We start from the raw sequence: 12,160 nt of genomic DNA, 5'->3' as shown, positions 1-12,160 counted from the left end.
ACAACAACATTGTTATTATGCGAATGGCGGATGAAGCAGATTAATAAGGCTTCTTCAATATTAAACCCATTTTTCAGGGGCCAAAGCTCTATGTTACTTGCCATTTGTTAGGAAACAAGTAAAAAATCGCGATAAAACATTTCTGTTGAAGCGAAGCATGGTTATTGAGCTTAAAAGCTATAGTAATAGTAAGTGAATAAAAGAAAAAGGGGGTTTTGAAGCTCTGGGCAAGAAAAGTGCAAATTCTTACTCAGAGCTAGGGAAAAGCGACTTAATTAGCTGGCTTTTTCCATTTTAGGTAGGTCAAACGCTTTTCTGAGTTGGTTGACGAACTCATCATCTTCACAAATGGTTTTGCCTGGGCTATCTGAGAGCTTAGCGACAGGCTTACCATTGCACTCGACGAGCTTAATCACAATATTCAACGGGGTTACATGTGGAATATTGCAGGTTAGACGAGTACCGATACCAAAAACAAGGTTAATCCGCTGATGAAAATAACGATATAACTCAAGTGCTTTTTGTAAGTCTAAGCTGTCAGAGAACACTAACGTTTTGCTCATCGGGTCAATACCCAATTTTTGGTAATGAGCGATGGCTTTTTCACCCCATTCGATTGGGTCCCCTGAGTCATGACGCAACCCTTGGTAGCGGTTTGCAAAGTTAGCATCAAAATCACGCAAAAAGGCATCCATGGTGATACAGTCAGTTAATGCCACACCTAGGTGATTAGGGTATTCATCAAGCCAGCTCTGCAATGCCTCACGTTGGCTATTTGCTAACTCAGGGCTGATTTGTTGATGGGCTTGGAACCATTCATGGGCTTGTGTGCCAACAGGGGATAAATCTAATTCGTGTGCAAGTTTGTAATTGCTCGTCCCAACAAGATAAGGAAACTCTTGTTTAAGCATTGAAACAATGGCGGATTGTACGTCGTAGGAGAAACGGCGGCGCGTGCCAAAGTCCATGAGCTTAAAGTTAGACAAATCAAGTTGGTGTTCATCGGCTTGTTGATAGAAAACATTTAGCAGCTTTTTGAGTTGCTGAACAGCATCATCAGGATGAATGTTTGGGTGCCTATCTTTTTGGATGATTTCACTGACCAATGCAAGGAGCGGTACCTCCCACATAATCACTTCACGCCAAGGCCCACTGATGCGGATCGCTAACTGACCTTCATTTGTGGTACTGACAACGACTTGTTCTGGGTTAAAGCGGAATGACTTTAACCACATAAGATAGTCTTCTTGGAAGAAAGGTAAGCGGCGGAGAAAATTCAGCTCATCATCAGAAAGTGACAATTTAGCCATTAACTGAATTTGTTGCCTAATTTCATCGGCGTAAGCACCTAAGATCTCACTGCTACGACAGCGGAACTCAGCGACAACCGGTACCTGGTGGTAACGGTGGAAAACGGCCTGCTGCATATGAAGCTTGTAAGCATCGGTATCAAGCAGTGATGTAATAATTGGTGTAGCGTCTAAATTCATGGCACGCAGACATCCTCGCGGAGCTTATTTTTACCACTAATGCTATTCATTTTTACTCTTGTTTTCCAAAAAGTCACAATGAGATAAAAGCAGCAATAGTCGTTAGCTAAATCGTTAAAGTTGCAAAAGTATACCCACTTTAGCAAAAGATAGAAGTGTTATTCTATCTCTTGTTTTCAAGGAGCACGGCAACCTAAATTCGCGTATTGCCTTTCTGTATTACTATGAAATCAAATAAATACGTTTTATGTATATTCTGCCCATAGAAACAGACAAAAGCATTAATCACGAAAAGATACTAACACGCCATAAAATATTTAATAGTGCTATAGCACCAACAAACAAACGAATTTTTAACAAAGTTAAGTAGGGTGAGACATACAAAGCTAACATAGCCATAAAAATAGATAACATTTTTTGATGAAAATGTTTCTCAAATCCATTCACATTATTGTGGCTTATAGTATTGTATAAGTATTAAAGCAGTACGATATTGAATATAACGAATTAAAAGGTTACTTATGACCCAGTTAAGACAAGCGAAATATCGTCAGGATTATCAAGCACCTGATTACACAATTACAGAAATTGACCTCGATTTTAATCTTGACCCAGTGAAGACAGTGGTTACCGCAGTAAGCAAGGTAAAACGCCTTAATCCGCAATCTTCAACGCTTGAACTCAATGGCGAAGATTTATCGTTAGTCAGCCTCGAAGTCGATGGCAAAGCATGGCAGGACTATAAAGAATCTGAAGGTAAATTGATTATTGAGTCATTACCTGAATCATTCACACTACGGATTGTGAATGAAATTAGTCCTGAAAAAAATACAGCGCTAGAAGGGCTATATGTTTCAGGTGAGGCGCTATGCACGCAATGTGAAGCGGAAGGTTTTCGCCATATTACCTATTACCAAGACCGACCAGATGTGCTGGCTCGTTATACCACCACAATTACAGCAGATAAATCACGTTATCCTTATTTACTGTCAAATGGTAACCGTATCGCAGAAGGTGAGTTAGAAGATGGTCGCCATTGGGTTAAGTGGGAAGACCCATTCCCGAAACCAAGTTATTTATTTGCCTTAGTAGCAGGCGATTTTGACGTTTTAAAAGACAGCTTTGTGACTCGTAGTGGCCGTGAAGTTGCGTTAGAACTTTTTGTCGATAAAGGCAATTTAGACCGTGCTCCTTGGGCAATGCAGTCCCTGAAAAATGCCATGAAATGGGATGAAGAACGCTTTGGTTTAGAGTATGACCTTGATATCTATATGATTGTTGCCGTTGATTTCTTCAACATGGGAGCAATGGAAAATAAAGGGCTGAATGTCTTTAACTCTAAATATGTTTTAGCTAAAAGCGAAACCGCGACGGATAAAGATTATTTGAATATCGAATCTGTGATTGGACATGAATATTTCCATAATTGGACAGGAAACCGCATTACTTGTCGTGACTGGTTTCAATTAAGCCTAAAAGAAGGGTTAACCGTTTTTCGCGATCAAGAATTTAGCTCTGATTTAGGCTCCCGCTCAGTTAACCGTATTAACAATGTCAAAGTGATGCGTTCAGCCCAGTTTGCTGAGGATGCAAGCCCAATGGCGCACCCGATCCGTCCTGACAAAGTCATTGAAATGAACAATTTCTATACCTTAACGGTGTATGAAAAAGGTTCTGAAGTTATTCGCATGATCCATACACTGCTCGGTGAGGAAATGTTCCAAGCGGGAATACAACTTTATGTTCATCGCCATGATGGCAGTGCGGCAACCTGTGACGATTTTGTGCAGGCGATGGAAGATGCATCAAATGTTGATTTATCACTATTTCGTCGTTGGTATAGCCAATCAGGGACACCAGTTTTAACTGTACGTGATGAATATTCACCAGAAAAACAGCAATATACCCTACATGTTAGCCAAATGACGCCACCTACAGCAGATCAAGCTGAAAAGAAACCATTGCATATCCCATTGGATATTGAGCTCTATGATGAGCAAGGTGGCATTATTACGCTAAAACGTGATGGCAGTGTTGTAAATTCAGTGCTAAACATTACGCAAGAAACTCAAACGTTTGTATTTGATGAGGTGACAAGACGTCCAGTTCCATCCTTATTACGTGAGTTTTCAGCCCCTGTAAAATTAGATTACAACTACACGGATGAGCAATTAGCTTTCTTGATGCAGCATGCAAGCAATGAATTTGCTCGTTGGGATGCCGCGCAGCAACTAATTAATAATTATGTAAAAATTAACGTGGCTCATTATCAAAACGGCGAGGCATTAGTTTTGCCTGAGTCGGTGGTTGATGCTTTCCGTGGGGTATTATTAAGTGATTCGATTGATCCTGCGTTAGTCGCATTGATATTAACATTACCTTCCGAAAATGAGCTTGCCGAATTATTTACGGTTATCGACCCTGTCGCAATCCATGAAGTGGTGAACTTTATCCATCATCAATTAGCGGTAGAAATGCATGATGAACTTCTCTCTGTTTATCGTTCCATTAATATTGATGGCTATCGTGTTGATCACCAAGATATTGCTAAACGCTCATTGCGTAACATTTGCCTGCAATACTTAGCCGCGGGTGACGATAGCGAGCTGGCGAACAAATTAGTGCTGGAACAATACCAATCAGCCGATAACATGACGGATTCGCTGGCTGCATTGACCGCAGCAAATGAATCACAGTTAGCTTGTAAAGAGCAGTTAATGGCAGACTTTGATGAGCGTTGGCACCATGACGGGTTAGTTATGGATAAGTGGTTTACATTACAAGGCGCAAATCCAGCGAAAGAAGCCCTTACCAATGTACGTGAATTATTGAATCACCGTTCATTTAGTATGAGCAATCCTAACCGTGTTCGCTCACTTGTTGGTGCCTTCACTGCAGGGAATCCAGTTAATTTCCATGCAGAAGATAGCAGTGGTTATCAATTCTTGTATGAAATTTTAGTCGATCTGAATACGCGTAATCCACAGGTAGCATCAAGACTGATTGAGCCGTTGATCCGTTTAAAACGTTATGATGCAAAGCGCCAAGCACAGATGCGCAAAGTGCTTGAACAGTTAAAAGCGCTTGATAACCTTTCTGGTGATCTATTTGAAAAAATAACCAAAGCGTTAGAAAGCTAGTTTATATATAGCTAGCCAATTATTGGTTTTAATAAGCCGCTAAAATTTAATTTAGCGGCTTATTATTGTTTATGACAAAAGTGGAATATTAAATGAGAGATAACTCTCATAAAATGGTTGTTTTTCTCCCGAAACCCCAGACAAATGCATTTTTATTGATTTTTTCGTGGTAAAAGGGCAATAAGATAGGGTAATCTGTAGCGCGTTTTATCCGACGAAAAAATCGCATGTATGAATGAAAGCTCGGCAAATTGTATTTGGCGGGGTTTTAGCGTGCGACATGATGTCTACTCTATTGAAACGTACTAGTAAAAATAGGTTATTGGATATGCTATATCACCTTGCCCGCAAGGCACTATTCCAGTTCGACCCCGAAAAAGCGCATGAATTGACTTTTCGCCAGCTTCAACGTTTGAATCATTCCCCTTTCCAATGTCTTATTCGCCAATCAGTTGCCACTAAGCCCGTTCAATGTATGGGGCTTTCCTTCAAAAACCCACTAGGGCTTGCTGCGGGTTTAGATAAAGATGGTGAATGTATTGATGCATTTGGCGCAATGGGTTTTGGGTTTATAGAAATTGGTACAGTAACTCCTCGTCCCCAATCTGGTAATGATAAACCGCGGTTATTTCGACTTGTAGAAGCTGAAGGTTTAATTAACCGGATGGGCTTTAATAATAAAGGTGTCGATAACCTTGTCGAGAACGTCAAGAAATCGAATTACGGTGGGGTCATTGGAATCAATATAGGTAAAAATAAAGATACGCCTGTTGAACAAGGTAAAGATGATTATTTAATTTGCATGGATAAGGTCTATGCTCATGCAGGTTATATTGCTATTAATATCTCCTCACCAAATACGCCAGGGTTACGTACATTACAATATGGCGAAGCGCTGGATGATTTATTAAGTAGCATAAAAGCAAAACAACTGGAATTACAATTACAGTACCAAAAATATGTGCCTGTTGCTGTAAAGGTTGCGCCTGATTTATCTGAAGAGGAAATTATCCAAGTTTCAGATAGCCTAGTCAGACATAATATCGATGGCGTTATTGCAACGAATACCACGTTAGATCGTTCTTTGGTTCAAGGGATAAATCATTGCAATGAAGCAGGTGGATTAAGCGGTCGTCCTGTACAATTAAAAAGCACACAAGTTATTAAGATTATTTCGCGTGAATTAAATGGCAAACTGCCAATAATTGGAGTGGGTGGAATTGATTCCCTTACTGCAGCACGTGAAAAAATGGAAGCGGGTGCCTCTTTAATTCAAATTTATTCTGGTTTTATTTACCATGGGCCAAAATTAATTAAAGATATTGTTAATCATATCTAGTAATAAATTGTAAATTTACCTATCAAGGGGGTTTATTTATTCCCCCTTTTAAACTATATTGCTAATAGTGGCTATTTTTGTATCAAATTGAACTCAATTTTTAGTAGATTTGCTATTTAGATAACAATATTATCCGGGTATTTCTAACGTATCTTATTTAGTAGATCCAATTTTTAGCATATAAAAATAAGCCCTAGAGTAAATTTAGAAAGGATCACTATAGAGATCATTTCTGCTATATTTACCGGTAAATCGCTAAAGGGTCGTTTATGAATATTAAACCTGATGATCATTGGCGTTGGTATTTTGATCATGACCATAATAGAGTGATGTTAGATCTCGCCAACGGCATGATATTTCGTTCATGTTTTCCTGCTAAGATGCTAACGGTTTTTGCTCGTAATGAGATGCCATTTAGTATCGAAGATGCAGGTGAATATTATTTATTCGATGAGCAGGCTAAAAGATTAAATATTACTCAAGAAGAAAGAGCTGAATTAGTCTTAAATAGCTTAGTTGCTTTTCGTTTTTTAAAACCACAGATGCCAAAGAGTTGGTATTTTTCTTCATTTCACTATATTAATGAACCTAAGCAGGGGCAAATAATTCAAGTGTGTTTAGAAAATACAAACCAGTACTTCACATTTATTATTGCTGAAGCTGGCCCATCTGCGAGTTTATGTTTATTAGCAGAACCAATCTTAGAATTACCCGATCGAACTTTACGGTTTTGCGATCCAATTAAGATCATGAACGATCGCATGCTTGAATATTCATCTAAAGTTAAACGTCAATTATATGGTAATGCTATTTAAATGATCGGCAAGGATCTAGTGAAAAATAGTTAAATAAATAGGTTTCTTTGCTAATTTAATTAATCTAGTTATGAGTGTTTAACACCATCTGAGAATTACTCCCCTGATGGTGTTAAAAAGCAAAACCAACATTTAGTTAAACGCTAATTTAACCGCTGTTTTTGGGATACAGCTGCAGGCGAGTATGTAACCGTTTTCTTTGATGGCACTTTGTTTTAATGGAGTGACTTCCCCAGAAATAAGCTTAATTTTACAGCGACCACAAATACCTGCTCGACACGAATAAGGGATAGTTAAACCATGGGATTCTAATTGTTCAAGGATCACATTTTGGTTATCACCTGTATATTCTGTTTCCTCAAAAACTAAACTGACATTATTGGCTTGAGTATTTAATTTATTAGCTGCTAGGTCATTTTCCCGCTCTTGAACTAAATATTGTTTTGCAGGTTTAGTTTCTAATACCGTCAGGGTATCACCAACACGAATAACACCTGTATTTTTGATAATCACATTTTGGCCAAAATCGACATCGCCGGTTTCATCTGAACGGAAGGTTTGTAGTGTTGCAAGTGGTTCACTGTGGGGGTGTTTAATCCCTTTTTCTGGGCTAACAGTCGTTAAAATGCATCGGCTACATGGCCTATCTAATGTAAAGACGACATCACCAATTTGAATAGTTTTCCATGTATCTTCTTCAAACGGCTTGGCGCCAGTAATAATTAAGTTGCCACGAAACTGTTCTAATTTAATACTGGCAGGGCATCGACGTTGCAGTTCTTGGACAGAAGCTTCGTTGATCAGTAAAAAGGGATAGCCGTCAGCAAAAGACATTGGCACATCTTGGTATTCTTTGACGCGGCGAGAAAGCTGAGGACTAAGCCAGCGTAGTTGTACAGGTTCGTCAAAAAAGCTAGTTAACCAACTATTTATCGCTTCAGGGGCAATAAGTGCGTGAAAATGATTGCCCCAAACTTCAGTAGGGCTCTGTTTCTCATCAAAGTCCTGATACAATACTGTTGCACTTTCGCCATTTGGTGCTCGCAAGTGAAGACCATTATTGAGCATTACCGGTGTAAAAAGTAACATTTGTGGATATTTTCTCGCCGTAATAAATTTACCTTCCAGCGTGGTTACCATAAAATTACGATCAAAAGTCAAACCGCTAATATCAGCGAAGGCGTGGGATAAACGAACTCCTCGCATAGATTTAACTGGGTGTGTATAAAGGCGCGAAAGCGTTATCATTTTTTAATCCTTATAATTGTGCGTAGCAACTTTATGACAACTGCATAAGATTAGCTATAATGCGCAACAATTTTTCATCCAAATTGGTAATAAATACTATGAATTCTCTGTTTGCCAGCACAGCTCGCGGCCTTGAAGAACTACTGAAAACGGAATTAGAATCGCTTGGCGCTAGCCAATGCAAAGTGGCCCAGGGGGGTGTCTATTTTCAGGCCGACGAACGTGTTATGTACCAAAGCCTACTGTGGAGTCGGCTGGCATCGCGTATTTTATTGCCACTGAATGATTTTGACGTCTACAGTGACTTAGATTTGTATCTTGGTGTGCAAGCTATCGACTGGAGTGAGATTTTCTCCGTCAATGATACCTTTGTTGTTCATTTTACAGGGACTAACGAAGAAATTCGCAACAGCCAATACGGTGCATTGAAAGTTAAAGATGCTATCGTAGACAGCTTCGTACGCAAGCTAGACCAGCGCCCTGATGTCGCTCGCCAGCAAGCAGATATTCGTATCAACGTCTACCTTAATAAAGAAAGAGCCAGTGTGGCACTCGATTTAAGTGGTGACTCGCTACATATACGTGGCTACCGTGATTTGGCAGGCCAAGCGCCCTTAAAAGAGACACTGGCAGCAGCAATTATTAACCGTTCTGGTTGGCAACAAGGAACACCATTGGTCGATCCGATGTGCGGTTCAGGAACACTGTTAATTGAAGCTGCAATGATGGCAACAGATAAAGCCCCGGGATTACACCGTACTCATTGGGGCTTTTATGCATGGTCGAAATTTAACGCGGAACTTTGGCGTGAATTAACCACAGAAGCGCAAGTTCGTTTCCGCCAAGGTTTGAAAGAGACGACATCACGTTTTTATGGTTTTGATATTGATAAGCGTGTACTTGAAATGGCTCGTGCGAACGCGCGTCGTGCAGGGTTACAAGACTTAATCACCTTTAAGCAAGGTGATGCCGCAGCATTGGAAAACCCAGTTAACACCGATACGATAGGAACAATTATCAGTAACCCGCCTTATGGTGAGCGTTTAGAAAGTGAGCCTGCTTTAATTGCGCTACATAGCCAATTAGGGCGTATCGTGAAGGCCCGCTTCCCTGGGTGGCGTTTATCGATTTTTAGTGCTTCTCCTGAGTTACTTAGCTGTTTGCAACTGCGTTCAGAGCGTGAATTTAAGGCCAAGAATGGTCCTTTAGATTGCGTTCAAAAGAATTATCAATTAGCGGCTACACCGTCAGAAACTATCGCGGAAATTTCACCTGATTTTGCAAATCGTTTACGTAAAAATATCAAAAAATTAAGTAAATGGGCAAAACAACAAAGTATTGATAGTTATCGTGTTTATGATGCGGATTTACCGGAATACAATGTTGCGGTTGATATTTATGGCGATAAAGTGGTGATTCAAGAATATGCACCACCAAAAACCGTTGATGAACGTAAAGCTCGTCAACGCTTATTTGATGTGATCACTGCAACAATGAATGTGCTAGAACTGACATCGAATCAGCTAGTGTTAAAAACACGCCAGCGCCAAAAAGGTAAGCAGCAATATGAGAAATTAGCCCAAAAAGACGATTTCTTTTTAGTACAAGAATACAATGCAAAAATGTTGGTGAATTTGACGGACTATCTAGATACGGGGTTATTCCTTGACCATCGTATTGCCCGTAAAATGTTAGGCCAAATGAGTAAAGATGCGGATTTCCTAAACTTGTTCTGTTATACCGGTACTGCCACTGTGCATGCAGGGCTTGGTGGCGCGAAAAGCACCACTTCCGTCGATATGTCACGTACTTATCTTGAGTGGGCTGAAAAAAACCTACAAGCGAATGGGCTAACAGGTCGTCAGCATCGTTTAATTCAAGCGGATTGCTTGAGTTGGCTGGCAAATAGCCGGGAGCAATTTGATTTGATCTTTATTGATCCGCCAACATTTTCAAATTCAAAACGCATGGATGGTACATTTGATGTACAACGGGATCATATCCAATTGATTACCCATCTAAAACGGTTATTGCGCCGTGGTGGAACCGTGATGTTTTCTAATAACAAACGCGGTTTCAAAATGGATCTTGAAGCAATTAAAGAATTAGGATTACAAGCACAAGAAATCACAGCTAAAACACTGTCAGAAGATTTTGCTCGTAACCGTCAAATACATAACTGCTGGTTAATTAGCCACGCAGAGTAAGGATAGAATCAATGGCTTTAATTAATTTGTTGGGTGCATACCTTTCGTTTAGTGATGCCCCATTACTGGATAATACCGAAATTCATATCGAAGATAACGAACGTGTGTGTTTGGTTGGTCGCAACGGTGCGGGTAAATCGACATTAATGCGAGTGTTAACGAAAGAGCAGCCGCTGGATGATGGCCAGTTAATTTACGAGCAAGACTTGATTGTTGCTCGCTTACAGCAAGATCCACCGCGTAATATTGAAGGCACTATTTTTGATTTTGTGGCTGAAGGCGTTGCAGAACAAGCTCAGTACCTCAAAGATTATCACCATGTTGCGAAAGAGGTCGAAACTGACCCGAGCGAGAAAAATTTAAATAAATTAGCTGAATTGCAAGAGGTGTTGGATAACCGTAATTTATGGTTATTAGACTCTCGTATCAGTGATGTCCTGAAAAAACTCGGTTTACCTGCGGATGCAGAACTGTCTTCATTATCAGGTGGTTGGTTACGTAAAGCGGCTTTGGGCCGTGCGTTAGTGAGTAACCCGAGAGTATTATTTTTAGATGAGCCAACCAACCACTTAGATATTGAAACAATTCTTTGGCTGGAAAATTTCTTAAAAGATTTCCAAGGTAGTATCGTATTTATTTCCCATGACCGTTCATTTATCCGCAATATGGCAACCCGTATTATTGATTTAGACCGTGGGCAATTGTCTTCTTGGCCGGGTAATTATGATGACTACTTGGTGAACAAAGAAGAAGCTTTGCGTGTAGAAGAGATGCAAAATGCAGAATTCGACCGTAAATTAGCCCAAGAAGAGACGTGGATCCGCCAAGGTATTAAAGCGCGTCGTACTCGTAATGAAGGGCGTGTTCGTGCACTGAAAGCGCTACGCGTAGAGCGTTCAGAGCGTCGTGAAGTGATGGGCACAGCGAAAATGCAAGTCGGTGAAGCAGCTCGTTCTGGCAAAATTGTATTTGAAATGGAAAATGTGAATTACCAGATTGATAATAAAGTACTGGTAAAAGATTTTTCAGCTCAAGTATTACGTGGTGATAAAATCGCTTTAGTTGGGCCAAATGGTTGTGGTAAAACAACATTGTTGCGCTTAATGCTAGGGGATTTACAAGCAGACAGCGGACGAGTGCATTGTGGTACTAAGTTGGAAGTTGCTTATTTCGACCAGCATCGTGCGGCATTAGACCCAGATAAAACCGTGATGGATAACTTGGCAGAAGGCAAACAAGAAGTCATGGTAAATGGTAAGCCACGCCATGTTCTAGGCTATTTGCAAGATTTTATGTTCCCACCAAAACGTGCGATGACACCTGTTCGAGCACTTTCAGGCGGTGAGCGTAACCGGTTACTGCTCGCGCGTTTATTCCTAAAACCAAGTAACTTATTGATCCTCGATGAACCGACTAACGACCTTGATGTCGAAACTTTAGAGTTACTTGAAGAATTAGTTGATGGTTACCAAGGAACGGTTTTACTGGTTAGCCATGACCGAGAATTTGTCGATAACAGCGTGACAGAGTGCTGGATCTTCGAAGGTAATGGGGTTATTAACCGTTTTGCTGGTGGGTATTACGATGCTCAACAGCAAAAAGCACAAACCGTGAGTTTGAAAGCAGAACAAACGGGTAAAGTGGCTAGCCAAGATAAGCAGACGAAATCGAAAGAAACGGTAAAACGTTCAAATAAGCTCAGTTACAATTTATTACGTGAATTGGAACAATTACCAGCAAAATTGGAACAACTTGAAAGTGAAATTGAAGCGCTGCAAGCTCAAGTTGGTGATGCTGATTTTTTCAACCAACCACATGATGTAACAGAAAAAACGCTGAGTCAGTTAGCGGCAAAAGAAGCTGAGTTAGAGCAAGCGTTTGACCGTTGGCAAGAGCTTGAATTGCTGAAAAACGGCTAATT

The 12,160-nt window shown here is 40.3% G+C and carries 7 protein-coding genes; 5 read left to right on the top strand and 2 right to left on the bottom strand.

All coding sequences use genetic code 11. The annotated features are described in order from the left end of the window. Positions 1-275: 275 nt before the first annotated feature. Positions 276-1,490, bottom strand: a complete 1,215-nt coding sequence (gene pncB / locus ACU696_RS16615; protein ID WP_004909615.1) for a nicotinate phosphoribosyltransferase — start codon at positions 1,488-1,490, stop codon at positions 276-278. 521 nt (positions 1,491-2,011) lie between these two features. On the opposite strand from pncB, the gene pepN reads away from it, so the two are divergent. The 3 genes from pepN (at position 2,012) to ACU696_RS16600 (ending at position 6,784) form a co-directional block, all read left to right on the top strand. After that, positions 2,012-4,630 carry an aminopeptidase N gene (pepN, locus tag ACU696_RS16610; RefSeq protein WP_110731831.1) on the top strand — a complete coding sequence of 873 codons (2,619 nt, stop codon included), beginning with the start codon at positions 2,012-2,014 and terminating at the stop codon, positions 4,628-4,630. 328 nt (positions 4,631-4,958) lie between these two features. Further along, positions 4,959-5,969, top strand: coding sequence for a quinone-dependent dihydroorotate dehydrogenase (pyrD, locus tag ACU696_RS16605; protein ID WP_109911326.1), 1,011 nt, complete (start codon positions 4,959-4,961; stop codon positions 5,967-5,969). Between the two features lie 269 nt (positions 5,970-6,238). Continuing rightward, a complete protein-coding gene (locus ACU696_RS16600) occupies positions 6,239-6,784 on the top strand; it encodes a cell division protein ZapC (protein ID WP_004909622.1) in 546 nt (181 codons plus the stop codon). A 132-nt stretch (positions 6,785-6,916) separates the two neighbouring features. Here ACU696_RS16600 and ACU696_RS16595 read toward each other — a convergent pair whose 3' ends face one another. Then, entirely contained in the window at positions 6,917-8,032 is a 1,116-nt protein-coding gene (locus ACU696_RS16595) for a YcbX family protein (protein WP_004909625.1), read from the bottom strand. A gap of 98 nt (positions 8,033-8,130) precedes the next feature. Between ACU696_RS16595 and rlmKL the strand changes: the two genes are divergently transcribed. Together rlmKL and ACU696_RS16585 are read left to right on the top strand one after the other, a co-directional pair. Then, positions 8,131-10,239, top strand: coding sequence for a bifunctional 23S rRNA (guanine(2069)-N(7))-methyltransferase RlmK/23S rRNA (guanine(2445)-N(2))-methyltransferase RlmL (gene rlmKL, locus ACU696_RS16590; protein ID WP_209101262.1), 2,109 nt, complete (start codon positions 8,131-8,133; stop codon positions 10,237-10,239). Positions 10,240-10,250: 11 nt separating this feature from the next. Beyond that, on the top strand, positions 10,251-12,158 hold the full coding sequence (locus ACU696_RS16585; RefSeq protein WP_209101266.1) for an ABC transporter ATP-binding protein: 1,908 nt from the start codon (positions 10,251-10,253) through the stop codon (positions 12,156-12,158). Positions 12,159-12,160: the final 2 nt, after the last annotated feature.

This window comes from Providencia sp. PROV_01, from assembly GCF_053098325.1.
Note: the sequence above shows the minus strand (reverse complement) of the source record. Positions and strands in the feature narration are given on the sequence as shown.